We start from the raw sequence: 26,552 nt of genomic DNA on the forward strand, positions 1-26,552 counted from the left end.
GCATCTGCTATTTATAGCGGCCTGATTTTTCCCCCACCATGGGGATCGATAGTGCGTGTTAAGGAGAAGCAACATGCAAGAAGGGCAAAACCGTAAAACATCGTCCCTGAGTATTCTCGCCATCGCTGGGGTGGAGCCGTACCAAGAGAAACCGGGCGAAGAGTATATGAACGAAGCCCAGCTAGCGCACTTCAAGCGTATTCTTGAAGCATGGCGTAATCAACTCAGGGATGAAGTGGATCGCACCGTATCACACATGCAGGATGAAGCCGCTAACTTCCCGGATCCGGTAGATCGTGCCGCTCAGGAAGAAGAGTTCAGCCTCGAGCTGCGTAACCGCGATCGCGAACGTAAACTGATCAAAAAGATCGAAAAAACGCTGAAGAAAGTCGAAGACGAAGATTTCGGCTTTTGTGAATCCTGTGGCGTTGAGATCGGCATTCGCCGTCTGGAAGCGCGTCCGACCGCAGATCTGTGCATCGATTGCAAAACTCTGGCGGAAATTCGCGAAAAACAGATGGCTGGCTAATCCACTTCGCTATCGTATCTCCGGCGGGAGTCTCTCCCGCCTACATGCTCTATAGACCATGAATGACTCACCCTACATCGGCCGCTTTGCCCCCTCCCCCTCCGGCGAACTCCATTTCGGCTCCCTGATTGCCGCACTCGGAAGCTATCTGCAGGCGCGGGCAAAAAACGGCATCTGGCGCGTACGCATTGAGGATATCGACCCACCGCGGGAGATCCCCGGCGCCGCCGATACCATTCTGCGCCAGCTTGAGCGCTACGGCCTGCACTGGGATGGCGAAGTGCTGTGGCAGTCGCAGCGTCATGAAGCCTACCGCGAGCGCCTTGCCTGGCTGCATGAGCAGGGGCTGTGCTATTACTGCACCTGCACCCGCGCGCGTATTCACGCCGTCGGCGGCGTCTATGACGGCCACTGCCGCGACCTGCGGCTGCCGGCTCAGAACGCCGCTCTGCGCATACGCCAGACGCGACCGGTACTTGAGTTTTATGACCAGCTGCGCGGCACCCTTGTTGCCGACGAGCCGCTGGCGCGCGAAGATTTTATTATCCACCGCCGCGACGGCCTGTTCGCCTATAATCTTGCGGTAGTGGTGGACGATCGTTTCCAGGGCGTGACTGAGATAGTCCGCGGCGCCGATCTTATTGAGCCCACGGTGCGGCAGATTTCGCTCTACCGGCACTTCGGCTGGCAGGCGCCGGATTATCTGCATCTGCCGCTGGCGCTGAACGCCGAGGGGAATAAACTCTCCAAACAAAATCACGCCCCGGCGCTGCCGGAGGGCGATCCGCGTCCCGAAATTATACGGGCGCTAATGTTTCTTAATCAGGATGTTGAGCAGGAGTGGCGAGCGCTGAGTATCGATGATTTACTCAAGAATGCGGTGGCGAACTGGAAAGCGGAAAAAATCCAGCATTCTCAAATCACTCTTGCTGAGCTATGATTAGCCGCTATTTTTCTCGTCGCCTTTCAAGTTGCTCCTGCGTTGGCTGCACTTGTTCACTCCGGTCACATAGTTATCTATGCTGCCGGGACTCACAAGTTTGCCGCCTTGCTGTAACCCGAAATGCATAGAGTAATATTTTGATCTGAAGTCCGTCTGACACTACGAGGTGCAACATTTTTACCCGAGTCGCTAATTTTTGCCGTAAGGTGCTAAGCCGTGAGGAGCGCGAGGCAGAAGCCGCCGTCGAACAAACGCATATGACGGTTATCCCGCGTGAACAGCATGCAATTTCCCGCAAAGATATCAGTGATAATGCCCTCAAGGTGCTCTATCGACTGAACAAGGCGGGCTACGAAGCCTATCTCGTCGGCGGTGGCGTACGCGACCTCCTGCTCGGCAAGAAACCGAAAGATTTCGACGTCACCACCAGCGCGACCCCGGATCAGGTACGTAAACTGTTCCGCAACTGCCGCCTGGTCGGCCGCCGTTTCCGCCTGGCTCACGTCATGTTCGGGCCGGAGATTATCGAAGTCGCCACCTTCCGCGGCCACCACGAAGGGCATACTACCGATCGCGTAACCTCGCAGCTCGGCCAGAACGGCATGCTGCTGCGCGATAACATCTTCGGCTCCATCGAAGAGGATGCCCAGCGCCGCGACTTCACCATTAACAGCCTTTATTACAGCGTTGCCGACTTTACCGTGCGCGATTACGTTGGCGGCATGAAGGATCTGCAGGAAGGCGTCATCCGCCTGATTGGCGATCCGGAAACCCGCTACCGCGAAGATCCGGTACGCATGCTGCGCGCGGTGCGCTTTGCCGCCAAGCTCAATATGAGCATCAGCGCAGAAAGCGCCGAGCCGATCCCGCGCCTGGCGGCGCTGCTGCACGACGTCCCTCCGGCGCGTCTGTTTGAAGAAGTGCTCAAGCTGCTGCAGGCGGGCTACGGTTTTGATACCTATATGCTGCTGCGCGAATACAACCTGTTCCAGCCGCTGTTCCCGACCATCACCCGCTACTTTACCGAGCGCGGCGATAGCCCGATGGAGCACATCATCACCCAGGTTCTGAAGAACACCGATAACCGCATCCATAACGATATGCGCGTTAACCCGGCGTTCCTGTTCGCGGTGATGTTCTGGTATCCGCTGCTGGAAATGGCGCAGAAAATTGCCCAGGAGAGCGGTCTGGCGTACAACGACGCCTTCCTGCTGGCGATGAACGACGTGCTGGACGAAGCCTGCCGTACGCTGGCGATTCCGAAACGCATCACCACCCTGGTTCGCGATATCTGGCAGCTGCAGATTGCGGATGTCCCGCCGCCAGGGCAAACGCGCGTGGAAGCTGATGGAGCATCCAAAATTCCGCGCCGCGTACGATCTGCTTGAGCTGCGCGCCGGCGCCGAAAAGAACGGCGAACTGCTGCGCCTGAGCAAATGGTGGGGCGAGTTCCAGGTTGCCCCGCCGCCAGATCAAAAAGATATGCTGAACGAACTCGATGAAGAGCCGGCGCCGCGCCGCCGCCATCGTCGTCCACGCAAACGCGCCCCGCGCCCGGGCGGCGCATGACGCTCGCCTTTATCGCCCTCGGCAGCAATCTGGCCGCTCCTCTGGAGCAGGTTAAGGCTGCCGTCGCCGCGCTGGCGGAGATCCCCAACAGCCGGATCGTCGCCGTCTCCTCTTTCTACCGCACGCCGCCGCTGGGGCCGCAGGATCAGCCTGACTACCTTAACGCCGCCGTGGCGCTGGAGACCGGGCTTGCCGCAGAAGAGCTGCTGAATCATACCCAGCGCATCGAGCTGCAGCAGGGTCGCGAACGCAAGGCCGAACGCTGGGGCCCGCGCACGCTCGATCTTGATATCATGCTGTTTGGCGAGCAGGTGATTGACAGCAAGCACCTGACGGTGCCGCATTACGACATGAAAAACCGCGGCTTTATGCTGTGGCCGCTGTTTGAGATTGCCCCCGAGCTCCATTTTCCTGACGGCGTCGCGTTACGCAGCGTACTGACCCGACTCGCCGCCGATAAACCCGCTCTCTGGTAGGCCCCGCGCCCTTTAACAATTACGGCGATCGTCGTTATCGGTTGCCTAAAACCGTTGCCCCCTCCAGTGCTGCTGTTAGAATGCCGGTTAATATGACTTTCATCATCAGGAAACGTTATGAAACCGACCACTATCGCCCTGCTGCAGAAATGCAAACAGGAGAAGAAGCGCTTCGCCACCATCACCGCCTACGACTATAGCTTCGCAAAGCTGTTTGCCGATGAAGGCATCAACGTGATGCTGGTTGGCGACTCGCTGGGCATGACGGTACAGGGCCACGACTCCACGCTGCCGGTGACGGTCGAAGACATTGCCTACCACACCCAGGCGGTGCGGCGCGGCGCTCCGGCCTGTCTGCTGCTCGCCGACCTGCCGTTTATGGCCTACGCCACGCCGGAACAGACCTTTGCTAATGCCGCCGTGGTGATGCGCGCGGGGGCGAATATGGTCAAGATCGAAGGCGGTGCCTGGCTGGCTGAGACCGTAAAAATGCTGACGGAACGGGCGGTGCCGGTTTGCGGCCATCTTGGCCTGACGCCGCAGTCGGTTAACGTTTTTGGCGGCTATAAGGTCCAGGGACGCGGCGATGCGGCGCAGACGCTGCTTGACGATGCGCTGGCGCTGGAAGCCGCAGGCGCGCAGTCTGCTGGTGCTGGAGTGCGTGCCGGTGGCGCTGGCCCAGCGCGTGACCGACGCGTTGACCATCCCGGTGATCGGCATCGGCGCCGGCAACGTTACCGACGGGCAAATCCTCGTGATGCACGACGCCTTCGGCATCACCGGCGGCCATATTCCTAAATTCGCTAAAAATTTCCTCACCGCAGCAGGCGACATGCGCGCGGCGGTACGGCAGTATATTGCCGAAGTGGAGTCCGGCGTCTATCCGGGCGAAGAACACAGTTTCCATTAAGGAGTCTTGTTGTGCTGATTATTGAATCCCTGCCGCTGCTGCGTCAGCATATCCGCCGTTTACGTCAGGAAGGCAAGCGCATTGCGCTGGTCCCCACCATGGGCAACCTGCATGACGGTCATATGAAGCTGGTTGATGAAGCGAAAGCCAGCGCTGACGTCGTGGTGGTCAGCATTTTCGTGAACCCGATGCAGTTCGACCGTCCTGACGATTTGACGCGCTACCCGCGCACGCTGCAGGACGATTGCGAGAAGCTGAACAAACGCAAAGTGGACTTCGTATTCGCACCGGCTCCGGCGGAGATCTATCCGCACGGCACCGAAAGTCAGACCTACGTCGACGTTCCCGGCCTGTCGACCATGCTTGAAGGGGCCAGCCGCCCGGGCCACTTCCGCGGCGTCTCCACCATCGTCAGCAAGCTGTTCAACCTGGTACAGCCGGACGTCGCCTGCTTTGGCGAGAAGGACTTCCAGCAGCTGGCGCTGATCCGCAAGATGGTTGCCGACATGGGCTACGATATCGAGATTATCGGCGTACCGATTATCCGCGCCAAAGATGGCTTAGCGCTCAGCTCGCGCAACGGCTACCTTACCGCAGACCAGCGCAAGATCGCCCCGGGACTGTATAAAGTGCTGAATAGCGTGGCGGAAAAACTGGCGGCCGGCGACCGTAATCTGGATGAAATGATTACTCTTGCCGGGCAGGAGCTGGACGAAAAGGGCTTCCGCGCCGACGATATTCAGATCCGCGATGCGGATACGCTGCTGGAGCTGACGGAGACCAGCCAGCGGGCGGTGCTCCTGATGGCAGCATGGCTCGGCCAGGCGCGTCTTATCGACAATAAAATCGTCGAGCTCGGCCGGTAGACAAAGGTTAAAAACCGGGCAATACTGCCCGGCATTTGCTCAAGCGGATGCGATATCCGCTTCGTTTTCGTCAGGTAGATACCCGCAATAGTTCGAGTGCAGCCAGCCTGTATGCCGCTTGAAGTATGACGGGAATAAAGGTAGACACTATGATTCGTAATATGCTGCAGGGCAAACTCCACCGCGTAAAAGTCACCCAGGCCGATCTGCACTATGAAGGCTCCTGCGCTATTGACCAGGATTTCCTTGATGCGTCCGGGATCCTCGAAAATGAGGCGATCCATCTCTGGAACGTGACCAACGGTAACCGCTTCACCACCTACGCCATCGCCGCCGAGCGCGGTTCCAGAATCATTTCCGTTAACGGCGCGGCGGCGCACTGCGCCAGCGTCGGCGATATTCTGATTATCGCCAGCTTCGTCACCATGAGCGATGAAGAAGCGCGCAGCTGGCGGCCAAAGGTGGCCTATTTTGAAGGCGACAACGAAATGAAGCGCCAGGCCAAAGCCATTCCGGTCCAGGTTGCCTGATGCCTTACGACGCCCTGCTCAGGACGGGCGTCGAGCTACCCCTGCGGCTGGTTGCTGATCAGCCGCGACATCGTCTCCAGCGAATCGGTGCGCAGAATATAGAGCCGCTTCAATAAGAACGGATTATCCCCGGGTTTCACCTTCCCTCTCACCGTGGTCACCGCCATATGAAAACCGGCGTCGTTCGCGGCTTTGACCGCCGTCGCGTTATAGCCGCCAAACGGATAGGAGAGATACAGCACGTGCGGATTAAACTGCGTCAAGGCGCGGCGCGAGTGTTCAAAATCAAACAGGATATTGTGGTAGCTGCGGCTCAGCAGAATCGGGTGATGCCAGGCGTCAACCCGATGCAGAAAATGGGTATGCGACTGCACGTCAAAGACGTCCTGAATCTGCTTCAGCTCAGAAATACTCATAAACTGCAGTGAATTAGGCGCCCACTTCTGCGGATGACGCTTAATGCGCGAGGAGATAATAAACGCCGTGGCGTGAAAGCCATACTGCCTGAGGATCGGCCAGGCGTAGCGGTTGACCGACTTCAGGCCGTCATCAAAGGTGATCGCCACCGCACGCGCCGGCAGGTTGATCTTATTGCGCACGTAGCCTTCCAGCTGATACATGGTCAGGGGGGTGTAGCCCTGGTCGCGCAGCCAGGTCATCTGGTTGCTGAAGGCGCGTACGGAGGTGGTGGTCGAGGTATGGCGAAAGCGGGTGTTCTCTTCATCACGCAGGATATGGTGATAGGTGAGGATCGGAATGCCGTTATCCTGCTGGGCGTCGAGGCTACTGACCCACGCCAGGCGATTGCCGATACGAATTTGCAACCAGGTCTGATTGAGCCGATCTTTTAGCTTGCTGATTATCGGATAGCGCAAATTATTGGCCAGCGTGCCGAACGGCGCGCTGCCGCTGGATGGCGCGTCGTAGACCGGGGTATCTTTCCAGGTGAGCAGGTTTTGGTTGCTCAGGGGCTTATGCAAATCGCCGAGGCTATCCTCCACCCGCTGCTTGCCCTGCACCGGCTGCAGATGGCCTTTATCGATAAAACCGGTACCAAAGCCGAAGCTGAACTCATAATAGTCGGCGGCGGTCGGCACAACGGCAATAATTTGCCCGGCGCGGATATTGCCGACGCTGACCACCTCGTTGCCGATCTGCGCCCAGATAACCGCGTCTTCAGCGGTTTGCATATAGCGAGCAGGCACGCCCTGTTGGCTTAACAGGCTGGCTGAGGCGCTGAGCGACGTCAGCAGGAGGAGCAGAGCAAAGATTCGGGCAAACATCGACGTCTAACCGCTGGAAAGAAACTGCCGCCATTGTAACAAAAGCGCCATCAATACCAACGCCTAATTGCCGAACGCTTCATGCAGCAGGCGGAAAGGCGGATTCTTTTGCTGCTGGTGCCAGAGGCTGCTGACTGTCGGGCCTCCGGCGCTGACTATCGCCTCGCGAAACGCTGCGCTGCTCAGGCTCTCGCGCAGAAGATACATTTGCTCTAACAATGGATAGTCGATTCCGGAAATCACTTCGCAGTGGGTATGCTTATGGCTCATTAGCGCCGCGACCCGATACGGCGCCGCGCCGGTTTCATCGGTCAGAAAGATCGCCCCATCGCCGCTATCGACCGCGTGCAGGGCGTCGCACATCATCCGGCTCAGCATATTGCTGCTGAGGTTACGCCAGTAGTTCACCGCCCGACACTGCGCCAGCGGCCCATATCTTTTTTCCAGCCGGTCCAGCAGCTCCTGCGCCTTCTCGTCATGACACGCAATGACCCAACCTAACATCGCCTACCTCCTTAGCAGGAGGCTAATTTAACAAGGGGAGTGATTGATGTCGGTGATGTCAGTCAAGATTAGCCGCTGGCGCTTCGCCTAATCGCTCAGCGAAGCGCCAAAAACGGCCCGCTAGCTGCGCAGGCCGCGTCCGCGCTGGATCAGAGACCAGCACAGCAGATAGAAGGCGACGATAAACACCACCAGTACGCCAAAGGTGGTAATCAGCGGAACATCGTTGATGCCGAGGAAGCCGTAGCGGAAACCGCTGATCATGTAGACGATCGGGTTAAGGTGCGACAGCGCCTGCCAGAACGGCGGCAGCAGGGTCAGGGAGTAGAAGACCCCGCCGAGGTAGGTCAGCGGCGTCAGCACGAAGGTCGGGATCAGGCTGATATCGTCGAAGGTTTTGGCAAATACCGCATTCAGCAGGCCCGCCAGCGAGAAGAGGATCGCCGTCAGGATCAGCGTCAGCCCAACGAACAGCCAGGAGTGAACCTGGAACGGGACGAAGAACAGCGAGATCGCGGTGACGAGGATCCCGACAAACAGCCCGCGCGCCACGCCGCCGCCGACGTAGCCGATGATAACCACGTGCGTCGGCACCGGCGCCACCAGCAGCTCCTCAATATTGCGCTGGAACTTAGCGCTGAAAAACGAGGAGGCCACGTTGGCGTAGGCGTTGGTGATCACCGCCATCATAATCAGGCCCGGCACGATAAACTGCATATAGGTGAAGCCGTGCATTTCGCCGATGCGCGAACCGATCAGGTTGCCAAAAATGACGAAATAGAGCGTCATGGTGATCACCGGCGGCACCAGCGTCTGGATCCAGATACGCATAAAACGGTGGATCTCTTTGGCCCAGATGCTTTTCAGCGCGACCCAGTACAACTGCATCATGCTGACTCTCCTTTCCTGTCATGTACCAGCGTGACAAACAGCTCTTCCAGGCGGTTGGCTTTGTTACGCATGCTTAAAACCTGAACGCCCTGCGCGCTCAGCTGAGAAAATACGCTGTTGATCCCCTGCTCGCGCAGCACTTCAACTTCCAGGGTTGAGGTATCCACCAGCCGATACTGATAGCCTTCGAGCACCGGCAGCGGGCTTTTCGGCGCCAGATCGAGAATAAAGGTTTCCGATTTTAGCTTGGCCAGCAGCGCCTTCATGGAGGTGTTCTCCACCAGTTCTCCGCGCTGAATAATGCCGATATTGCGGCACAGCATCTCCGCCTCTTCCAGATAGTGGGTGGTAAGAATAATGGTGGTGCCTTTATCGTTCAAATCCTTGAGGAACCCCCACATCGAGCGGCGAAGTTCGATATCCACGCCCGCCGTCGGCTCATCGAGGATCAGCAATTTCGGCTCGTGCATCAGGGCGCGGGCGATCATCAGCCGGCGCTTCATGCCGCCGGAGAGCATCCGCGCGCGCTCGCCGCGTTTTTCCCATAAATCGAGCTGTTTCAGGTATTTTTCGCTGCGTTTTACCGCTTCTTTACGCTCAACGCCGTAGTAGCCCGCCTGGTTGACGACGATCTGCTGCACGGTTTCAAAGGGATTAAAGTTAAACTCCTGCGGCACCAGGCCGAGCTGACGCTTGGCGTTAACCACGTCCTTCTGCAGGTCGTAGCCAAAGACGTTAACCTGGCCCGAGGTTTTGTTTACCAGCGAGCTGATAATGCCAATCGTGGTGGATTTACCCGCACCGTTAGGGCCCAGCAGCGCGTAAAAGTCGCCCGCTTCAACCTGCAGATCGATTCCCCGCAGCGCCTGAACCCCGCCGGGGTAGGTTTTAGTCAGCTGTTTTAATTCCAGAGCAATGGTCATTAAATGTCTCTTCTCGTGTCGTGACACGCGATGGGTTGTTTTAAAAAACGTGAGGTTAACCTATATTAGCGCAACGCACTTACCTGGTTATAGGCCGTGAACGTCCATGAACGATATAGATACACTCATCAGCAATAATGCACTATGGTCAAAAATGCTGGTGGAAGAAGATCCCGGTTTTTTTGCAACCCTGTCGCAGGCGCAAAAACCGCGCTTTCTGTGGATTGGATGTTCTGATAGCCGCGTACCCGCCGAACGGTTAACGGGCCTCGAGCCTGGCGAACTGTTTGTGCACCGCAACGTCGCCAACCTGGTGATTCATACCGACCTGAACTGTCTTTCCGTGGTGCAGTACGCCGTTGATGTGCTGGAGGTCGAACATATCATCATCTGCGGCCACTACGGCTGCGGCGGCGTACAGGCGGCGATTGAAAACACCGAGCTGGGCCTGATCGACAACTGGCTGCTGCATATTCGCGATATCTGGTTTAAACACAGTTCGCTGCTGGGCGAGATGCCCGAGGAGCGTCGTCTTGATACGCTGTGCGAGCTGAACGTGATGGAGCAGGTCTATAACCTGGGCCACTCAACGATTATGCGCTCGGCGTGGAAACGCGGGCAGAAGGTGACGATCCACGGCTGGGCCTACGGCATTCACGATGGCCTGCTGCGCGATCTCGACGTGACCGCCGTCAGCCGCGAAACCCTCGAGCAGCGCTACCGTCACGGAATTTCCAACCTCAAAATTAAGCACATCAACCACAAGTAGCCGACGCGCTCTTCGTATCCGGACAGGCGGCCCGCCGCTTAGCCGGGGGCCGCCATATTGCTTACCTGCGCCCTACTCGTCCAGCAGCACCACTTTGCCCACGTACGGCAGATGGCGATAGCGCTGGGCGTAATCAATACCGTAGCCGACCACGAACTCGTCCGGGATAGCAAAGCCGACAAACTCAACCGGGACGCTCACTTCGCGACGGCTCGGCTTATCGAGCAGCGTGCAGATGGCCAGCGATTTCGGCTCACGCAGGCTGAGGATCTCACGCACTTTGGAGAGCGTGTTGCCGGAGTCGATGATGTCTTCCACGATCAGGACATCTTTACCGCGAATGTCTTCATCCAGATCCTTGAGGATTTTAACGTCGCGGGTCGTCGACATACCGCTGCCGTAGCTGGAAGCGGTCATAAAATCGACTTCATGCGGCACCTGAACTTCGCGGCACAGATCGGCCATAAACATAAATGAGCCGCGCAGCAGACCCACCAGCACCATTTCACTGCCGCTGTCTTTGTAGCATTCGTTGATTTGACGACCCAGTTCGGCGATACGTGCTTTGATCTCGGCTTCCGGGATCATCACTTCTACAATATGTTTCATAATCTATATATCTCACTGATTTTTATCAGTTAAATTAACGCTCACGCTATGCATTTCAGTAGAAAGTGATACACCGATTGATATACGGATTATCGCACAAAGCCGAAATTATGCGAAAGCATGAGCACGTAAGAAAGGCGGCGAGTATACCAGTATTAAAGGACAAACGAGGAATCTCTTAGTGTATGATAGCACTATCCTACATTAAGGATTCTCCCACCATGAGAATGACTAACCGCAAAAAAGAAATAATGAGCTACTTCGAACCAGATAACCGTGAATGGGTTACTGGAGAGATCGGTGCGCCTCCGCTCGATGTGTCCGGCGTGGCGTATCTGCTACATGGAACAGGTCTCAGCAAAAACCGGCACTGGCTCGAATCCACTAGGCGAACTCTGGAAGCAATGGTGAAAGATGGGTTGCTGGAGAGGTACCGGAGCCGTGAGGCGCGGAGTATTGTTCTGGGCGGCGAGACGACCGCTACCGTTGTCCGCTATGGTCTTCCGGGTACCGTTTCAGTGGTACGCGATACGGAAGGCGCAGCCAACGCCATCGCAGGTGAATGTGTGAGGCTCAGTTAAGGGCCTGTAGCCTGCTGTTGATGCTGCACAGGTCATAACGGCGGCTATCAATATCCTGCATGAGGAAGTTATGGATCTCGGCTTGCTCTGGGTTTTCTGCATTGATGGCCTGCGAGAGCATCTCTGTGTAGCCGAATAAGCCACCAGAATTTTCTACCGGAGTGGTGCCTTTGCCACCCAGACAGATTATCGGTTGCTTGCTGGTATCGTGTGTCTGCTTTTCCAGTAACACCGTAAAGTCCCACCAGTCGCCAAAGTCATAAGTATAAATCAGTTTCTCGCCTTCACTCTGGAGGGCTGCCCATAACGGTGTAATGGCCGCATTACCCATGTCCTCACCATCACCCCATACACGATAGTCATTGCCGGGATAACCTTTGCGCCCTTTCTCAAACATGTACAGGTGATTGTCGTTCCAGCCAAAGGACAACTGGATCACCCGGTGAAGGGTGCATAATAGCATTTGCTCAGGAACCAGTACCCGCCGCCATATCGGGGGCCTGCTGTCGCGTAGAGAGATTTTTAGCTGGAACACGGCGAACCTCGGAACAATAACTAAAACATGACAATAGCACATCTCCGTTTTTTTTCTGAAATACCATTAAGTTATAGTCAGTTACAGAATGCTTCCAGTTTAATTATCTCGAATCACACAGATGGTATATCTCAAAATCATCGAAAGGTCGGAAGGATATGACGGTGAGTTCTCAGCGACGCTACAACGAGTTATTGTCAAATCTGGTGTACGAAGACATCAGGCGACGCTCCGATCTGATGCTTCATCTTCCACCTGTTCGCCGTCTTTAAACGGCACGTTGTTGACCACCAAAGTCAACAGCTCGAATCCCTTAAGTCGATTCCAGTTTTTCTGCGCTGACTGGAGCAACTTGAATACCATCGCCAACGTCGTCGCTCTCGAGCCACAGTTCTTAGCTCGTTTGCTGCGTAACCGAACTGTCGCAAATGCCGATTCGATGGGGTTAGTCGTCCTTATTGACGCCCAGTGTGCCGCCGGGAAATCGTAGAAGGCGAGCAGCTCTTCTCGATCCTTCGTCAGCTTCTTCATCGCTGCCGGATATTTGTCGCCATACTTCACCAGCATCGCATCCAGCGCCGTGTCTGCTGACACACGGTTCTCTGCCAGCCAAATATCCCTCAATTCACTTTTTATCTTCGGCTGCACCGACTTCGGCAACGAGGTCAGTATGTTAGCGGTTTTATGTACCAGACAGCGTTGGTGCCGGGTGTCAGGAAACACTTTCGACAGTGCATTCCAGAAGCCCATTGCGCCATCACCGGTTGCCAGCTTCGGTGATATCGTCAGGCCACGTGTGCGCAGCCCGCTCAGGAGCTCGTACCAACTCGCCTCCGACTCCCTGTAACCATCTTCAACAGCAATCAGCTCCTTACGACCGTGTTCCGTGACCCCGATGACAACCAGCAGGCACAGCCGATCGTCCTGCCGTACGTTGCTGTAAATACCATCAGCCCAAAGATAGGCATACCGCGTATCGCTCAGGTCGCGTTGTGCCCAGATATGGTGCTCATCCAGCCACTGAGCCTTAAGACGACTGATGGTGCTGGCCGAGAGGCCGGAAGCCCCTTCGCCGAGCAGAGCCGACAGGGCTTCGTGGAAATCGCCGGTAGAAATCCCACGAAGGTACAGCCAGGGTAGCAACTCGTCTACGGATTTAGCCCGCTTCAGGTAGGGCGGTAACAAGGCACTGTTGAAGCGTATGCCGTTGCCACTGCGATCCCTGACCTTCGGGACTTTGACGCTGACATCGCCGATACTGGTCTGAATGCGTCGCTCAGGTAGAAAACCGTTACGCACCACCGCCTGGCGGCCATCATCGAGTCGGCGCCCGGCAAACCGGGCGAGCATAACTGCCAGTTCTGCTTCAACGGCACTGGCGATCAACTGCTGTGCGCCGGTTCGAAGTAAATCATGGAGTGGGTCGGTGGCCTCAAGTAGCTCAGGCAACACCTGTAGGGTAGACTTGGTCATGGCGTATCATCTCTCTGTTGTTGAAATCCGGGAAGAAATCAATCAGCAGGATACGCCACCCTCTTCGGATCCCCATACACCACAAATGAACATAACTCCGCTACAACCGCCATTCCGGTTCATCTGCGCGGTGAAGCAGGCTTTTTCCACTGCAAAGCTGGGGTAGTCATTCGCTGGCGGTGCCGGTCTCTGGCAGCTACAGACGCAGCAACGCGGGTACGGATAAGCAGGCGATCCTGCCCGTTAAGTTCATGGCCCAACAGGCGAGCCATTTCGTCGATCACGGCCTCAATTTTCTTGTGTTTGAGCATATTCAAATCCCGGAAAATTCGGCAAGTCGCTGCTTGTGACTGTCACTCATATCAAATGCAAAATCCTCGTGTTCCGCCTGGAATGTGCCAAATGCCATTAGCGCAGCCACTGCCGGATCAATCTTGTTAGAGGATTTCTTCTTGTTGGGCTTAATATTGGCGTTAGCGTCGGACTCCATCACCACGTTACCAATCGCCCAGGCCAGTACCGGATCGCCGCGATGGCGAACCACCCTGCGATTAACAAACACCTCAAAGGATTTGGCTACCGGGCTGAATTTGAGATAGGTTTGCTGGAACGGCTCTACGTCAAGGCCCGCCCCCTGTAGTTGGGTACGCAGATGCGTGGCGTTCCACGTATCAAAGCCCACCAGCCGGATATTGAATGTTTCGGCATCGCGCAGAATATCGTCGCGGATGCGGTCATAGTCGATGCAGTCGCCGGGAGTGGTTCGAATCCAGCCCGCTTTCACCCACTGGCGGTAAATGGCGCGGTTTTTGTTGGAAACATTATTAAGTGTCGCTTCCGGCAGATAATGCCTTGTAAGTAACCTAATCTCCCTGTCGAACGGGAAAGCGTAATTTACACTGGTGATATCGCTGGTTGAGGACAAGTCCAGACCTGCATAGCACTCCATCCCGACAAGTTCGCTTTCTTCATAGTCGAGTTTGCAGGCGTCCCATGCTCCCGCGCCCATCCACGGTGTGGAACCCTGACACCAGATATTGAAACGTTTGATCAGCATCTCCACCCATTGCGACGGGATACCCCTGGCTTTCTGAATAGTGGCCTCCAGTTTTGCCGCATCAACGGAAATATCCAGATTCGGGTTAGCCTTGATCCACATTTCAGGCTGATCAACCTCGCTTTCGTCGTCCAGTTCGTAAATCAGAACAAACAGCGAATCGTTGCTCTCTTCCCCGGCCAGAATCTGACAGCAGTAGTCGTAATGCTGCTTGCAGGCAGAAACAACGTTACTTCCGGCGGTGGTAATGGCGAATAAAACCGCTTCAGGACGTGCGCCCATGCCCAGCTCAAGGGCGGAATAAACACCATTATCAGGGTGCAGGTGGTACTCATCGACAATAGCCAGGCTGGGATTAGTCCCCTCGATGGTGGCCGCTTTCGCCGCCAGAGGCTTTAACATGCTGTTATTCTTCGGGAAAATAATTTTATGAGCCTGGATATTCACACGCTTTTTCAGCGGTTTTGACAGCAGACACATCTGACGGGCATCGTCGAACACGATACGGGCCTGATCCCGGCTCACCGCCGCCGTGTAAATGTCTTGCTGGCCCTGCTCCATCACCAGAAACCAGTTAGCCAGCATTGCAGCTACGGTGGATTTGGCATTCTTACGCGGCACCTCGATAAAGGCGCTGCTGTACTTCCTGCGCCCCGTAGCACTGACCTTAAAGCCCAGCAGGTTCGCAAAGGCGAACTGCTGCTATTCCAGTCGGCAGGAGTTAAATCCCCGCGTTCAGCCATCTGCTTTGCTTTTGTTTTCCACTGCTGCCCCGCGATTTCATCAAGGTAAGCGGGTGGTTTAGGTGGTCTCGCCATAACTTCTTGTTTCCTTTTGGCTTACTGCTGCGAAAAAAATCACCGTGCGTAAAAATTTGAGGGGGCGGGCGGTGCCTGGCAGTCTGGGTTTTGTCCTGAAAACCTCCCCCACCCCATCGGTGCGGCCTGTCAGCGGTTGCGGAAGCATTCCATCACCTCCCGTTCACGCTCACTCCTGTGCCTCACTGGCTGGCGCTCATCGCGTCTGGTGCGGGTCTGCATGAAGCCATCACGGCATCGGGCCAGCGACTGATACAGGTTCACCGCGTCTTTCTCATTCATGATCAACCTCATACATCCAGTTATTACGCTGTGCTGCCCGTGCTTCCTGCTCGCTGTACATCCCCGCTTTGCGGTTGGCTTTGGTGATGGGGTCTTGCTGCGTGGTCTTCTGGTTATGATGCGTCTGGCATAACGGCTGGTGATTCCACTCAGGCCAGAACAGAACGTCATCACCACCGTTAATAGGGATGATGTGATCGACAATCTTTGCAGGAACGTAATGTGAATGACGTTGCGCCCGATAGCGCTCAGCGCGAGAAAGCGCCAGATGTAGTTGTTCCGCCCTTGCGGGTGTGTGATATGATCTTTCATAGCTACCTCGTTACTCTTGATAACGTTGGTGGTTAGAGGCCCGGAAGGTGTTGACGCACCTCTGGGCTTCGCTGTTTTGTGCCTTATCTGTTTGCTACCTGCGGATGAGGTGTGATTTAAATTATAACAAACTGAATCACACGACAAGTATTTGATGTGATTTATTTTTGTGTATACTGAATCACAACCCCATTTAACAGGCACCCACATGGCAACAAACACCAGCAATGATAAGTCCCGGCAAATATCGATTCGCATACCACATGATGTTTTGGATGAAATAGAGGCGGTAAAATTAAGCGGCGAATCAACTGCCGGTTTTTTAGTAACGTCAGCACGTAGCGAAATCGCCCGAAGGCAGACTGAAGGCAACGAGGAAGCTTTACTGCTGTCCTCCCTAGATGCGCTTACCCGTGTTGAAGAGATCGGCACCAGAGCTGGAGAGGAAATCCAGCAGATCATCAGCATTGCTCGTGACGAACTACAGCGCCGACAGCGTAAAAAGACCAAAAACCCTACGGACAATACCGACGTATCCAGTTGAACGCCCAACTCTTGAGAGGTGATTAAAATGCTTAACAGGCTATTAATCGTATTACTCGTCATTACTGTAGTTACAGGCTGCTTACACCTTTTCTTTTCAACGCACTGAGCAGGGTTCCCGGTAGTTTGTTTGTAACCCAAAGCCCGGATTCGGACTTTGCTCAACAGCCAGTCGGAATAAGCCAAAAACTGCGATGCCGGGATCTCGGTATCGCTATGTCGGCAGACCACCAGCCAAAGGGCAGCACCTGAAATGCGGCCCTTTTTCTTTGCCTGAGCAGGGCTAATTTCGTTAGCGCTGTGAGGTGCCTCCGAAATCAGAGGCTCCACGATAATTTCGGTGTGGTTTTGCGCAAGACTTAATGACCCGCACAAATACCGAACAAACCCACCGCCAGTAGGTAAGCTGTCCGACTCGCTCAGAGATAGCCGGTTAACCTCGTGACTTTGAGGTACTACCCTCTCGTAATCCAAATCCGGCTTACCGTCCAAAGCTGGACTTTGTTGATTTTCCTCATGATAGTTCTTTCCATCATCTTCACAGCTACCGACGAATTTCTTCGGAACCACTAAAAGAATGTAAAACGTTCTTTTCCGAGTAATCAGTGAGTTATAAGATTCCGTCAATTCAACGGAATTAAACCAAATCAACCAGTTAGCCGATCCTAACGAATCGTTATAATCAAGGCGGTTCAATGAGTTGGGTACATTCTGAGCAGAATGTAAATTTACAGTCTGGCGCAATTTCAATGGGTTGTGATGTCCGTACGTTAAACGTACGGAGTGGATTTGCGAGTCAGCAATACTGCCCCGCAGGATGCCGGGAGCGCCGCAGAAAAGTTGAATAAAATCAGTGTACTCAATATTGAGCTGGCTCATTATTTGACCACCAGCGGCAAGCCTAGTAATCTGATTGCGTTTTAGTAAAGCGTTGTGACTCAGGCGGCCCGGCATGGCCGTCTTTGTTTTATGCGCGATCATGCGGTACCTCCCACTCGTATTTGTCGAAGCCAATCTGCCCCATAGCATCCACCAGCCGCTCCGCAGGACGCAGGGCTTTGAGTTCCTTCTTGCGCAGGTTCATCCCGTTACTCCCCTGTGAGCCATGAAGCTGCTTAGAATGCTTCCCGGCACGGGTGACAACGTTTTGCGCATCGGTGACTGGCATGGCGGCCAGTTCCTCGAGTGACGGCAGTTCGATGTGCTGGAAGGTGACGACCTCCGGGCGACGAAAGTAGGCATTCACCAATTCTTCCTGAACCAGCCAGGACAGATCGTCCTGAAAAGGCTTAACCAACAGCAGGTAGCCCATTTCAGTAATCACAATCCCCTTGCGGGTATGTTTCGGAAAAAACTCAGAAAGCAACTGAGTACGTATTACGTCCCCAGTTAGCTCAAAAAAGTGGCGACCCAATACGAACCGGGAACGGTGACGACTAAAAGATGCTTTTGCCGTACCTTTCGGGCGCCGGTGCGCGGTATCGATCATTGCGAACGTCACGACACGAAGGCTATTAAATTCCAGAGCAGGAAGCTGTTTAAGCTGCACGCTAATATCGCTTTTACTGACTGCAGGGTGAGCGAATACCTGCCCGGTGAGGGCATTAATCTTTTTCATCTCTGATTACCTGTGGTTAATTAAGCAGATTTACGGCTGTATGGGTTATTTACGTTCTCTACTGCTGGCGGATTACGAACCCACCAGAGCACATCCGAAAGAAGCCAGGCACAGCTATTGCGGCCAAAGTGGCAGCGGGGAGGAAAACGGCCCTCTTGCTCCATCTTCCAACGGCTGGAACGGGAAAGGCTGGTCATTTCACTGCACTCATCTTCACGAATACGGCGATCGAACTTGAATCCGTACTCTTCCAGAAGGGTGCGGCGTTGCTCAGGATTTGGCGGGGTAAAGATTATATTTGGCATGTTGCCTCCACTGTTTCTGCGTTTTGTGGAGGCCATTGTTACGCCTAGAAAAATTCGCTGCTGGAATTTTCCGGAAAATTACTGGATTTTCCAGTTATGATTTTCCTTCAATGAAGGGAATATCAACCATGCTTAACCAAGCTTGCACAGTTCTGCCATTGGGAGCCTTTATTCCTTTTGCTTTAAAAAGCTCACTTATCTCACTATCAGGATTATCAAAGTATTTTCTTGGATTTTCAGCAACATCACAATCGTACATTGTGTATAAAAGTGACTTGATAAATTGCGCACGGCTATTTATTGTTTTGGTCGATAATTTATCCTCATGTCTCACCAATAATTCACCATTGGGCTTAACATTGATATTATCGATATATTCATCCGTTCTATCAGGCAATCTCTTTCCTGCATAATTTATAATTTTTTCGATGTCAGTACCTAATATATACATATCTTCCGGTTGTATGTGTAATAATTGATCAACGCCCCACTCCGAACCGGGAAAATCTAGAATTGCAAGAAATGGTCTGTCAGTACCAGTCAAGACCACCATACCTTCACAGGGAATTTGTGTAAATGGTTGACCAAAATCAGAACAACGCAACATACCCCACAGGCCACTGATAAAAGCAGGAATTCTAAACTCATACTCATAATCCTCTGCATGTTCCATAGGTTCATCAACTGTCACAAACTCAGAGTATTTTCCGCGAGAAGACCATTCTGCTTCAATATCATAAACGGTTTCTTCATCTTTTTTGAAAACATGAACCATTGCCTTTGTTGATGAAGGTACTTTAATACAAATAGTTACCGTACCAATCTCACCAAAATGTAGTAAGTCGCCAATCTCACAGCCAATTAACTTTGATGCTCGCTCTAAAGTACAATATTCTGGTATTGGAATATTCATGACGCCACCCTCAACGCCCCTAAATAACTTGCGAGCCAGACGGGTAGGGTTTCCCGCTTTTCGGTTGGCCGACCTAGACCCGCAATATCAGTTTAATCTCTATTCATTACAGGTAACAGAACCACATTTTGATGATTACCCGCAAGAAGTTCTAATCGGTCATACCACTTATTCAAAGCGTCCAGCTTCTCAGGCAAGTACAGACTACGGTTATAAATCGCCATAACACCTGGCAAGGCATGACCCAGCAACAGCTCGACTATATGCGGTGCTATACCCATATTGTTCAGCCCTGTGGAGAACGTGCGGCGTAAATCATGCAATGTCCACGGCTCGTTATGGTGAAAATCTTTAAAAATCCTGCGCCCTTTCAATGATACGGCCTGACGGGTACGATCTTCTCCCAGTAACAAGCCTGTTTTACCCGTCTCGCGTTTTAACTCTTCCAGCCACGGGCGTATAGCTTCAGGGATTGATCTCACGATTTTCTCGCGGGTTTTGCTGTGCTCTTTCGGGACGGTCCAAATCCACGAGGTAAAATCCCACTCCGACCATCGAGAGAGACGAACTTCCATCGTTCGAGCGCCAAACAGCACCAGCATTTTGAGAAGACGTGAATAATACGGCTGCTGATCATCGCTGTCTGTGCAGCGCCACACATCGGCCAGCTCGCTATCTGACAATACGCGGTCACGTTGACCGGATGGCTGGCCTACATCCTGAATGGTGAGAAAGGCCAGAGCGTCGCTGGCGGCATAGCGGCGAACCTTGCAAAAACGTAACGCCTGTTTGGATATCTGGAACATGCGGCCAGCGGTCATGGGTTTGGTCTGGTTTATTTCGTCGAAACAAGACACCCAATGGCGGGTTTCACATCGGGTCAGAGGATAACGACCGAGCCGCGGGTAAATATGCTTACGTAGCTGGGCCCTCACCAGTTCCTCATCGCTACGCTTTCTCCTGGCGTAATTCACCAGCCAGTATTCGAGAGCATCCTGTACTGTCACAGGTTTCAGCGTTTCTTCGGTGCTGAGTTCAAGCTCAGTTTTTGGATCAAGTCCACCAGCCAACCACTGACGACACTTTTCCCGCTTTTCTCTCGCAGCCTTTAGTGACAAATCCGGGTAACGGCCAAGCGTTAAACGTTCGAGCGTACTCCCCCTTCCGCCCAACCGGTAAGCGAACACCCAGCTAACGTTACCTTGCTTCGAAACCTTAATACTCAGTCCTTCACCATCGGCAATCATGATCGGTGCTTCACGCTCAGAACCCTGCAGCGCTTTTAGCTTTTTGTCGCTCAATTTGTTTGTACCAGCCATAAACCATCCTGAAGCTGTTGCGAGTGATACACCGAGTGATACACCGTTCGTTGCTACAGTCAAAAAGAGTGAATAAACATACGAACAAAAAATACCGTATCTTACTGATAATAAAAATTAAAATAGAGAATTCACGAAATCATCTAAAAGCATGAAAACACGAAGTTTTTTGCTTCTACAGTATGTTTCATTAAACTAACCACTTGATTCTTAATGTAAATCATCAAAGCCGCTGCTCTCACATCGACGTTGACCGGCAAGCTGACCAGTATACCAGTAAAAAGAAATCTGCGGTGCAGGGAATAATAAAAGCCATTTTGTGATTCCGATCACACTTGTTAAATCCTATAATTAATTGCATCTAAAATATTAACAAACAAAACGAGTAACCTTCTATGGCAGAAACAAAACCTCAACAATCGCGGCGACTCGTCGTGACGCTGACTGCTCTCTTTGCCGCGTTCTGCGGTCTCTATCTTTTAGTTGGCGGGATATGGCTGGCCGCTATCGGCGGCTCCTGGTACTACCCGATTGCCGGTCTGGTTATGCTCGCCGTCACCGTAATGCTGCTGCGCGGTAAGCGTTCTGCGCTTTGGCTGTACGCCGCGCTGCTTCTTGCCACGATGGTCTGGGGAGTCTGGGAGGTCGGCTTTGACTTCTGGGCGCTCACCCCGCGCAGCGATATCCTGGTATTCTTCGGCATCTGGCTGATTTTGCCCTTCGTCTGGCGTCGTCTACCGATCCCTTCCGCTGGCGCGGTCGCCGGGCTGGTTATCGCCCTGCTGATCAGCGGCGGGATCCTGACCTGGGCCGGATTTAACGATCCGCAGGAAGTGAACGGTACCCTGAGCGCCGACGCCACGCCTGCGGCGCCAATCTCCGCCGTTGCCGACGGCGACTGGCCGGCATACGGCCGTAACCAGGAGGGCCAGCGCTATTCGCCTCTGAAGCAAATCAACGCCGATAACGTGAAGAACCTCAAGGAAGCCTGGGTGTTCCGCACCGGCGACCTGAAGCAGGCGAACGATCCGGGTGAGATCACTAACGAAGTGACGCCGATTAAGGTCGGCAACATGCTCTACCTGTGCACCGCCCACCAGCGCTTGTTCGCCCTCGATGCGGCAACCGGCAAGGAGAAGTGGCACTTCGATCCGCAGCTGAACTCGGACCCGTCGTTCCAGCACGTAACCTGCCGCGGCGTCTCTTACCACGAAGCGAAAGCGGAAAACGCGCCGGCCGACGTGGTCGCCAACTGCCCGCGCCGCATCATTCTGCCGGTCAACGACGGTCGCGTGTTCGCGATTAACGCCGACAACGGTCAGCTGTGCGAATCCTTTGCTAATAAAGGGATCCTCAACCTGCAGACCAATATGCCGGTGACCACGCCGGGGATGTACGAACCAACCTCGCCGCCGATCGTCACCGATACCACCATTATCATCGCCGGCGCGGTGACCGATAACTTCTCCACCCGCGAGCCGTCGGGCGTGATTCGCGGTTTTGACGTCAATAGCGGTAAGCTGCAGTGGGTGTTCGATCCGGGCGCCAAAGACCCGAACGCGATCCCCGACGACCAGCACCACTTTACGCTGAACTCCCCGAACTCGTGGGCGCCTGCGGCCTATGACGCGAAGCTGGATTTAGTCTATCTGCCGATGGGCGTCACCACGCCGGATATCTGGGGCGGCAACCGCACGCCGGAGCAGGAGCGCTTCGCCAGCTCGATCGTGGCGCTGAACGCGACCACCGGTAAACTGGCGTGGAGCTACCAGACCGTGCATCACGATCTGTGGGATATGGATATGCCGTCGCAGCCAACCCTCGCAGATATCGACGTCAACGGTAAGACCGTACCGGTTATCTACGCGCCGGCCAAAACCGGCAACATCTTCGTTCTCGACCGTCGTAACGGCGAGCTGGTGGTCCCGGCGCCGGAAAAATCGGTTCCGCAGGGCGCGGCGAAGGGCGACTACGTAACCAAAACGCAGCCGTTCTCCGACCTGAGCTTCCGGCCGAAGAAAGATTTAACCGGTGCCGATATGTGGGGCGCCACCATGTTCGACCAGCTGGTGTGCCGCGTTATCTTCCACCAGCTGCGCTATGAAGGCATCTTCACCCCGCCGTCAGAGCAGGGCACGCTGGTATTCCCGGGTAACCTCGGGATGTTCGAATGGGGCGGTATCTCCGTCGATCCGAACCGCCAGGTGGCGATTGCCAACCCGATGGCGCTGCCGTTCGTCTCTAAACTGATCCCACGCGGTCCGGGCAACCCGATGGAGCCGCCAAAAGATGCCAAAGGTTCCGGTACCGAATCCGGCATCCAGCCGCAGTATGGCGTGCCGTACGGCGTGACCCTCAACGCCTTCCTGTCGCCGTTTGGCCTGCCGTGCAAACAGCCGGCCTGGGGCTATATCTCGGCGCTGGATCTGAAGACCAACGAAGTGGTATGGAAAAAACGCATCGGGACGCCGCAGGACAGCCTGCCGTTCCCGATGCCCGTCCAGCTGCCGTTTAACCTCGGCATGCCAATGCTGGGCGGCCCGATCTCCACGGCGGGTAACGTGCTGTTTATTGGCGCTACCGCGGATAACTACCTGCGCGCATACAATATGAGCAACGGTGAGAAGCTGTGGCAGGCCCGCCTGCCGGCGGGTGGTCAGGCGACGCCGATGACCTACGAGGTAGATGGCAAGCAGTATGTGGTCATCTCCGCCGGCGGCCACGGTTCGTTCGGGACGAAAATGGGCGACTATATCGTCGCTTACGCCCTGCCGGACGAGGCCAAATAACCGCTGACGTCGAAGAGCAAAAGGCCCGGTGAGAACCGGGCCTTTTCTTTTGCGAGACAGGCTAGACCGTAAAGCCGAGCATCATGCCGGTATCCTCATGCTCCAGCAGATGGCAGTGCGCCATATAGGCAAACTCCTTCGGCGCCTCGTGGTCAAACTTCACCAGCACCTCGCTGACGTCGCCATCGACCCGCACGGTATCTTTCCACCCCGTTCGATGCGCGGCGGGCGGCTGGCCGTTTTCCGACAGAATACGGAACTGGGTGCCGTGGATATGGAACGGGTGCAGCATCATGTCGCCTTTGCCGGAAATCACCCAGCGCTCATACTGCCCCTTCGCCGCGGCGAACATCGGTACGGCCATATCAAAAGCTTTACCGTTGACACGGTTGGCGCTGTGGAAGTCGAACCCGCCGCCGCCGTGGTTCATCTGCCCCATACCCGAGTGGTCCATCTGGCCCATCCCGCCGTGGCTCATATTTCCCATGCTGCCACCGTCCATCATGCTGCCGTGGTCCATTCCTGACATCGCCGCGTCGCCGTACTTTTGCCTTAGCGCCTGCATGCCCATCATATCCAGCATCGGATCCATCGACAGCTGCAGCGTGCGTTGGGTCAGGCCTGCCAGCGGCGGCAGCCCGGGCAGCGCCGCCAGCGCATCCGGCAGCTGGCCGGATGCCTGAATCGTCAACGGCTGGACGTGCAGCACCGGCTGCGGCTTATCGAACGGCGCAACCGCCATGCCTATCTGGCTGACCGGCAGCGTGACCAGATCGAAGGCTTTGCCGTCGCGAGCATCCACCAGCACTTCAAAGCGTTCCCCCATCAATATCGGCAGCTCGCTCACTTTGACCGGCTCGGCAAGCAGGCCGCCGTCGCTGGCCACCACGTACATCGGCCGGCCGTCGCCGATCGCGAAATTCAGCGAGCGGGCGTTGCAGCCGTTGAGCAGACGCAGACGCAGCCAGGCGCGCGGGGCGGCGTGCTCGGGGTAGAGCGCCCCGTTGGTCAGCAGCGTATCGCCAAACCAGCCGACGGCCGCGCTCATGATATCGAGCTGGTAGTCAATTTCGCCGGCGGCGGTGAAGCGCTTATCCTGGACAATGACCGGCACATCATCGATCCCCCACTGCTTAGGCAGCAGCAGGCGCTCGCTCTCCTCATCGGAAATCAGCACCAGCCCCGCCAGGCCCATCGCCACCTGACGTCCGGTTTTACCGTGCTGATGCGGGTGGAACCAGCAGGTGGCGGCCCGCTGCGTCGGCGTGAAGCTCACGCTGCGGGAAGCCCCCGGCGCAATGACTCCCTGCGGCCCGCCGTCAACCTCGCCGGGGACCTCCAGCCCGTGCCAGTGCACGGTGGTCTCCTCGGCCAGGCGGTTATGAATATCCACGGTGACCGCCTGCCCTTGTTTGAGGCGCAGCGCAGGGCCCAGCAGATTACCGTTATAACCCCAGGTGGTCGCGTTATGGGGACCAAACTGCGTTTTCCCGGCCTGGATGGTTAACGTGATGCGATTACGTGCGTCGGCGGCGAGCAGGTCTGGTATCGGCAATGCCGGACGAGCTGCGGCAAACGCCGGGCGGCTCCAGAGCGGAAGCGCGCTGAATGCGCCAAGCGCGGCGGTTAATTTGATAAATTCACGACGTTGCATTTCACATCCTTTTATTCTGCTGGTGAACTTTTGAGCTTAAACCCTCCAGCAACGGGAAGGTCAAGCAGAAGAGTAAGAATAAAGCTCGGCGTCATGTCAAGAAGTATGCTAACTTTGTTCGTCCGTGATTCAATGGTAAACAAAATGAAGACGCTTTGCAGAACACTAGTGCTCGGCAGCCTGCTTGCACTATCCGCCAATAGCTACGCGTTAAGCGAGTCTGAAGCGGAAGATATGGCTGATTTAACAGCGGTATTTGTTTTTCTGAAAAACGACTGCGGTTACCAGAACCTGCCTAATACCCAGATTCGTCGCGCGCTGGTCTTCTTTGCTCAACAGAATCAATGGGATCTGAGCAACTACGACAGCTTTAATATGAAAGCGCTCGGCGAAGACAGCTACCGCGATCTCAGCGGCATCCAGATTTCGACCCCCAAGAAATGTAAGGCGCTGGCGCGCGATTCCCTAAGCCTGCTGGCTTACGTGAAATAACGTCGTTAAATAAGCCCGCCGGCAAAAATATCCGCCCGCTATCGCCCTCTATTTTCAGGCGTATTTGCCCGCGCGCATGGCTGAAATATCCGCCGTGCATCCTCATCTATAGTTGGCTATGATGTTGCGCTCGTTTTTACGGGTGTAACAGATGTTAACAAAGGAGGAATCGAGCCGTGGCCGATAGCAACCTGTGGCATGAAACGCTGCACGACCATTTTGGTCAGTATTTTACCGTTGATAACGTGCTGTATCACGAAAAGACCGATCATCAGGATCTGATCATTTTTGAGAACGCCGCTTTTGGCCGCGTGATGGCGCTGGACGGCGTGGTGCAAACCACCGAGCGCGATGAGTTTATCTATCATGAAATGATGACCCACGTGCCGCTGCTGGCCCACGGCCAGGCGAAGCACGTGCTGATTATCGGCGGCGGCGACGGCGCCATGCTGCGCGAAGTCTCCCGTCATCCCCATATCGAAACTATTACGATGGTTGAGATAGACGCGGGCGTGGTCTCGTTCTGCCGCCAGTATCTGCCAAACCACAACGCCGGCGCCTACGACGATCCGCGCTTTACGCTGGTTATTGATGACGGCGTCAATTTTGTTAACCAGACGACGCAAACGTTTGACGTCATCATCTCCGACTGCACCGACCCCATCGGTCCCGGCGAGAGTCTGTTCACTTCGGCCTTTTATGAAGGCTGCAAGCGCTGCCTGAACCCCGGCGGGATCTTTGTCGCCCAGAACGGCGTGAGCTTTCTGCAGCAGGATGAAGCCGTCGACAGCCACCGCAAGCTGAGCCACTATTTCAGCGACGTCAGCTTCTATCAGGCGGCGGTACCCACCTATTACGGCGGCATCATGACCTTCGCCTGGGCGACGGATAACGACGCGCTGCGCCATCTTTCCGGCGAAATTATCCAGGCGCGTTTCCACAAAGCGAATCTGAAGTGTCGTTATTACAACCCGGCAATTCATACGGCGGCATTCGCCCTACCGCAGTATCTGCTGGATGCGCTGTCCATCAGCGATCTTAAGTAAGGGGGTGAACTAA

At 55.0% G+C, this 26,552-nt stretch carries 25 protein-coding genes and 5 pseudogenes; 13 read left to right on the top strand and 17 right to left on the bottom strand.

The genetic code is table 11. The features are described from left to right. The first annotated feature begins 73 nt into the window (after positions 1 to 73). The 7 genes and pseudogenes from dksA (at position 74) to panD (ending at position 5,823) form a co-directional block, all read left to right on the top strand. On the top strand, positions 74 to 529 hold the full coding sequence (dksA, locus tag ABOC21_RS20225; RefSeq protein ID WP_004858018.1) for an RNA polymerase-binding protein DksA: 456 nt from the start codon (positions 74 to 76) through the stop codon (positions 527 to 529). 58 nt (positions 530 to 587) lie between these two features. Next, positions 588 to 1,469 (top strand): tRNA glutamyl-Q(34) synthetase GluQRS, encoded by an 882-nt coding sequence (gene gluQRS, locus ABOC21_RS20230; protein ID WP_426813046.1) that lies wholly within the window; start codon positions 588 to 590, stop codon positions 1,467 to 1,469. A gap of 176 nt (positions 1,470 to 1,645) precedes the next feature. Further along, positions 1,646 to 3,041, top strand: a pseudogene (gene pcnB / locus ABOC21_RS20235) (polynucleotide adenylyltransferase PcnB). Then, positions 3,038 to 3,517 (top strand): 2-amino-4-hydroxy-6-hydroxymethyldihydropteridine diphosphokinase, encoded by a 480-nt coding sequence (gene folK / locus ABOC21_RS20240; protein WP_426813047.1) that lies wholly within the window; start codon positions 3,038 to 3,040, stop codon positions 3,515 to 3,517. The pseudogene pcnB and the gene folK overlap by 4 nt, the downstream one beginning before the upstream one ends. Positions 3,518 to 3,634: 117 nt before the next feature. Next, positions 3,635 to 4,427 (top strand): annotated as a pseudogene (panB, locus tag ABOC21_RS20245) (3-methyl-2-oxobutanoate hydroxymethyltransferase). 11 nt (positions 4,428 to 4,438) lie between these two features. Further along, entirely contained in the window at positions 4,439 to 5,293 is an 855-nt protein-coding gene (gene panC / locus ABOC21_RS20250) for a pantoate--beta-alanine ligase (protein ID WP_426813048.1), read from the top strand. A gap of 149 nt (positions 5,294 to 5,442) precedes the next feature. Then, complete coding sequence (panD, locus tag ABOC21_RS20255; RefSeq protein ID WP_095103716.1) at positions 5,443 to 5,823, top strand: aspartate 1-decarboxylase; 381 nt, start codon at positions 5,443 to 5,445, stop codon at positions 5,821 to 5,823. Positions 5,824 to 5,858: 35 nt separating this feature from the next. Here panD and ABOC21_RS20260 read toward each other — a convergent pair whose 3' ends face one another. From ABOC21_RS20260 to ABOC21_RS20275, 4 genes are all read right to left on the bottom strand, one after another. After that, a complete protein-coding gene (locus ABOC21_RS20260) occupies positions 5,859 to 7,106 on the bottom strand; it encodes a polysaccharide deacetylase family protein (RefSeq protein WP_426813049.1) in 1,248 nt (415 codons plus the stop codon). Between the two features lie 63 nt (positions 7,107 to 7,169). After that, positions 7,170 to 7,610 (bottom strand): PTS sugar transporter subunit IIA, encoded by a 441-nt coding sequence (locus ABOC21_RS20265; RefSeq protein WP_426813050.1) that lies wholly within the window; start codon positions 7,608 to 7,610, stop codon positions 7,170 to 7,172. A gap of 120 nt (positions 7,611 to 7,730) precedes the next feature. Next, entirely contained in the window at positions 7,731 to 8,501 is a 771-nt protein-coding gene (locus ABOC21_RS20270; RefSeq protein WP_045859825.1) for an ABC transporter permease, read from the bottom strand. Continuing rightward, a complete protein-coding gene (locus ABOC21_RS20275) occupies positions 8,498 to 9,424 on the bottom strand; it encodes an ABC transporter ATP-binding protein (RefSeq protein WP_426813051.1) in 927 nt (308 codons plus the stop codon). Before ABOC21_RS20275 ends, ABOC21_RS20270 begins: the two co-directional genes overlap by 4 nt. 106 nt (positions 9,425 to 9,530) lie before the next feature. Between ABOC21_RS20275 and can the strand changes: the two genes are divergently transcribed. After that, positions 9,531 to 10,193 (top strand): carbonate dehydratase, encoded by a 663-nt coding sequence (gene can / locus ABOC21_RS20280; protein WP_133600632.1) that lies wholly within the window; start codon positions 9,531 to 9,533, stop codon positions 10,191 to 10,193. Between the two features lie 72 nt (positions 10,194 to 10,265). Here can and hpt read toward each other — a convergent pair whose 3' ends face one another. Further along, positions 10,266 to 10,802, bottom strand: coding sequence for a hypoxanthine phosphoribosyltransferase (hpt, locus tag ABOC21_RS20285; RefSeq protein ID WP_259224319.1), 537 nt, complete (start codon positions 10,800 to 10,802; stop codon positions 10,266 to 10,268). A gap of 221 nt (positions 10,803 to 11,023) precedes the next feature. On the opposite strand from hpt, the gene ABOC21_RS20290 reads away from it, so the two are divergent. Beyond that, positions 11,024 to 11,383 carry a hypothetical protein gene (locus ABOC21_RS20290; protein ID WP_426813052.1) on the top strand — a complete coding sequence of 120 codons (360 nt, stop codon included), beginning with the start codon at positions 11,024 to 11,026 and terminating at the stop codon, positions 11,381 to 11,383. Here ABOC21_RS20290 and ABOC21_RS20295 read toward each other — a convergent pair. The 7 genes and pseudogenes from ABOC21_RS20295 to ABOC21_RS20325 form a co-directional block, all read right to left on the bottom strand. Continuing rightward, the gene (locus ABOC21_RS20295; protein WP_426813053.1) at positions 11,376 to 11,918 is read right to left on the bottom strand and encodes a plasmid pRiA4b ORF-3 family protein; all 543 of its coding nucleotides are present in this window, start codon (positions 11,916 to 11,918) and stop codon (positions 11,376 to 11,378) included. The genes ABOC21_RS20290 and ABOC21_RS20295 overlap by 8 nt on opposite strands. A gap of 219 nt (positions 11,919 to 12,137) precedes the next feature. Next, the gene (locus ABOC21_RS20300) at positions 12,138 to 13,391 is read right to left on the bottom strand and encodes an IS256 family transposase (RefSeq protein WP_426812790.1); all 1,254 of its coding nucleotides are present in this window, start codon (positions 13,389 to 13,391) and stop codon (positions 12,138 to 12,140) included. Between the two features lie 119 nt (positions 13,392 to 13,510). Beyond that, positions 13,511 to 13,702: a hypothetical protein gene (locus ABOC21_RS20305; RefSeq protein ID WP_426813054.1), complete on the bottom strand. Its 192-nt coding sequence runs from the start codon at positions 13,700 to 13,702 to the stop codon at positions 13,511 to 13,513. 2 nt (positions 13,703 to 13,704) lie between these two features. Continuing rightward, a pseudogene (locus ABOC21_RS20310) lies at positions 13,705 to 15,150 on the bottom strand (terminase large subunit); the annotation flags it as partial. Continuing rightward, positions 15,150 to 15,266, bottom strand: a pseudogene (locus ABOC21_RS20315) (phage terminase small subunit P27 family); the annotation flags it as partial. The pseudogenes ABOC21_RS20310 and ABOC21_RS20315, both read right to left, overlap by 1 nt. A gap of 129 nt (positions 15,267 to 15,395) precedes the next feature. Continuing rightward, positions 15,396 to 15,548 carry a hypothetical protein gene (locus ABOC21_RS20320; RefSeq protein WP_426815547.1) on the bottom strand — a complete coding sequence of 51 codons (153 nt, stop codon included), beginning with the start codon at positions 15,546 to 15,548 and terminating at the stop codon, positions 15,396 to 15,398. Further along, a pseudogene (locus ABOC21_RS20325) lies at positions 15,541 to 15,783 on the bottom strand (HNH endonuclease signature motif containing protein); the annotation flags it as partial. The pseudogene ABOC21_RS20325 and the gene ABOC21_RS20320, both read right to left, overlap by 8 nt. 285 nt (positions 15,784 to 16,068) lie before the next feature. On the opposite strand from ABOC21_RS20325, the gene ABOC21_RS20330 reads away from it, so the two are divergent. Further along, positions 16,069 to 16,404, top strand: a complete 336-nt coding sequence (locus ABOC21_RS20330) for a YlcI/YnfO family protein (RefSeq protein WP_426813055.1) — start codon at positions 16,069 to 16,071, stop codon at positions 16,402 to 16,404. 966 nt (positions 16,405 to 17,370) lie between these two features. On the opposite strand, the gene ABOC21_RS20335 is transcribed toward ABOC21_RS20330, so the two are convergent. The 4 genes from ABOC21_RS20335 to ABOC21_RS20350 all read right to left on the bottom strand — a co-directional run bounded on the left by ABOC21_RS20335 (position 17,371) and on the right by ABOC21_RS20350 (position 20,558). Then, positions 17,371 to 18,021: an ORF6N domain-containing protein gene (locus ABOC21_RS20335; protein ID WP_426813056.1), complete on the bottom strand. Its 651-nt coding sequence runs from the start codon at positions 18,019 to 18,021 to the stop codon at positions 17,371 to 17,373. Between the two features lie 20 nt (positions 18,022 to 18,041). Then, the gene (locus tag ABOC21_RS20340; RefSeq protein ID WP_063923649.1) at positions 18,042 to 18,326 is read right to left on the bottom strand and encodes a helix-turn-helix transcriptional regulator; all 285 of its coding nucleotides are present in this window, start codon (positions 18,324 to 18,326) and stop codon (positions 18,042 to 18,044) included. 94 nt (positions 18,327 to 18,420) lie between these two features. Then, entirely contained in the window at positions 18,421 to 19,239 is an 819-nt protein-coding gene (locus ABOC21_RS20345) for a hypothetical protein (protein WP_426813057.1), read from the bottom strand. A 92-nt stretch (positions 19,240 to 19,331) separates the two neighbouring features. Further along, complete coding sequence (locus ABOC21_RS20350; protein ID WP_426813058.1) at positions 19,332 to 20,558, bottom strand: tyrosine-type recombinase/integrase; 1,227 nt, start codon at positions 20,556 to 20,558, stop codon at positions 19,332 to 19,334. Positions 20,559 to 20,953: 395 nt separating this feature from the next. On the opposite strand from ABOC21_RS20350, the gene ABOC21_RS20355 reads away from it, so the two are divergent. Beyond that, the gene (locus ABOC21_RS20355; protein WP_426813059.1) at positions 20,954 to 23,347 is read left to right on the top strand and encodes a glucose/quinate/shikimate family membrane-bound PQQ-dependent dehydrogenase; all 2,394 of its coding nucleotides are present in this window, start codon (positions 20,954 to 20,956) and stop codon (positions 23,345 to 23,347) included. A gap of 61 nt (positions 23,348 to 23,408) precedes the next feature. On the opposite strand, the gene cueO is transcribed toward ABOC21_RS20355, so the two are convergent. Next, positions 23,409 to 25,001 (bottom strand): multicopper oxidase CueO, encoded by a 1,593-nt coding sequence (cueO, locus tag ABOC21_RS20360; protein ID WP_426813060.1) that lies wholly within the window; start codon positions 24,999 to 25,001, stop codon positions 23,409 to 23,411. A 144-nt stretch (positions 25,002 to 25,145) separates the two neighbouring features. Here cueO and ABOC21_RS20365 point away from each other — a divergent pair, with 144 nt between their 5' ends. Both ABOC21_RS20365 and speE read left to right on the top strand, forming a co-directional pair. Further along, entirely contained in the window at positions 25,146 to 25,493 is a 348-nt protein-coding gene (locus ABOC21_RS20365; protein ID WP_072051901.1) for a YacC family pilotin-like protein, read from the top strand. A 176-nt stretch (positions 25,494 to 25,669) separates the two neighbouring features. Continuing rightward, positions 25,670 to 26,539, top strand: a complete 870-nt coding sequence (gene speE / locus ABOC21_RS20370; RefSeq protein WP_426813061.1) for a polyamine aminopropyltransferase — start codon at positions 25,670 to 25,672, stop codon at positions 26,537 to 26,539. Positions 26,540 to 26,552: the final 13 nt, after the last annotated feature.

Origin of the sequence: Klebsiella sp. WOUb02 (assembly GCF_050058015.1) — a bacterium.
Lineage (GTDB): Bacteria > Pseudomonadota > Gammaproteobacteria > Enterobacterales > Enterobacteriaceae > Klebsiella.

Coding starts and splice junctions, on each gene's coding strand:
- dksA (WP_004858018.1), top strand. CDS start 74: ATGCAAGAAGGGCAAAACCGTAAAACATCGTCCCTGAGTATTCTCGCC.
- gluQRS (WP_426813046.1), top strand. CDS start 588: ATGAATGACTCACCCTACATCGGCCGCTTTGCCCCCTCCCCCTCCGGC.
- folK (WP_426813047.1), top strand. CDS start 3,038: ATGACGCTCGCCTTTATCGCCCTCGGCAGCAATCTGGCCGCTCCTCTG.
- panD (WP_095103716.1), top strand. CDS start 5,443: ATGATTCGTAATATGCTGCAGGGCAAACTCCACCGCGTAAAAGTCACC.
- ABOC21_RS20260 (WP_426813049.1), bottom strand. CDS start 7,106: ATGTTTGCCCGAATCTTTGCTCTGCTCCTCCTGCTGACGTCGCTCAGC.
- ABOC21_RS20265 (WP_426813050.1), bottom strand. CDS start 7,610: ATGTTAGGTTGGGTCATTGCGTGTCATGACGAGAAGGCGCAGGAGCTG.
- ABOC21_RS20270 (WP_045859825.1), bottom strand. CDS start 8,501: ATGATGCAGTTGTACTGGGTCGCGCTGAAAAGCATCTGGGCCAAAGAG.
- ABOC21_RS20275 (WP_426813051.1), bottom strand. CDS start 9,424: ATGACCATTGCTCTGGAATTAAAACAGCTGACTAAAACCTACCCCGGC.
- can (WP_133600632.1), top strand. CDS start 9,531: ATGAACGATATAGATACACTCATCAGCAATAATGCACTATGGTCAAAA.
- hpt (WP_259224319.1), bottom strand. CDS start 10,802: ATGAAACATATTGTAGAAGTGATGATCCCGGAAGCCGAGATCAAAGCA.
- ABOC21_RS20290 (WP_426813052.1), top strand. CDS start 11,024: ATGAGAATGACTAACCGCAAAAAAGAAATAATGAGCTACTTCGAACCA.
- ABOC21_RS20300 (WP_426812790.1), bottom strand. CDS start 13,391: ATGACCAAGTCTACCCTACAGGTGTTGCCTGAGCTACTTGAGGCCACC.
- ABOC21_RS20305 (WP_426813054.1), bottom strand. CDS start 13,702: ATGCTCAAACACAAGAAAATTGAGGCCGTGATCGACGAAATGGCTCGC.
- ABOC21_RS20320 (WP_426815547.1), bottom strand. CDS start 15,548: ATGAATGAGAAAGACGCGGTGAACCTGTATCAGTCGCTGGCCCGATGC.
- ABOC21_RS20330 (WP_426813055.1), top strand. CDS start 16,069: ATGGCAACAAACACCAGCAATGATAAGTCCCGGCAAATATCGATTCGC.
- ABOC21_RS20335 (WP_426813056.1), bottom strand. CDS start 18,021: ATGAAAAAGATTAATGCCCTCACCGGGCAGGTATTCGCTCACCCTGCA.
- ABOC21_RS20340 (WP_063923649.1), bottom strand. CDS start 18,326: ATGCCAAATATAATCTTTACCCCGCCAAATCCTGAGCAACGCCGCACC.
- ABOC21_RS20345 (WP_426813057.1), bottom strand. CDS start 19,239: ATGAATATTCCAATACCAGAATATTGTACTTTAGAGCGAGCATCAAAG.
- ABOC21_RS20350 (WP_426813058.1), bottom strand. CDS start 20,558: ATGGCTGGTACAAACAAATTGAGCGACAAAAAGCTAAAAGCGCTGCAG.
- ABOC21_RS20355 (WP_426813059.1), top strand. CDS start 20,954: ATGGCAGAAACAAAACCTCAACAATCGCGGCGACTCGTCGTGACGCTG.
- cueO (WP_426813060.1), bottom strand. CDS start 25,001: ATGCAACGTCGTGAATTTATCAAATTAACCGCCGCGCTTGGCGCATTC.
- ABOC21_RS20365 (WP_072051901.1), top strand. CDS start 25,146: ATGAAGACGCTTTGCAGAACACTAGTGCTCGGCAGCCTGCTTGCACTA.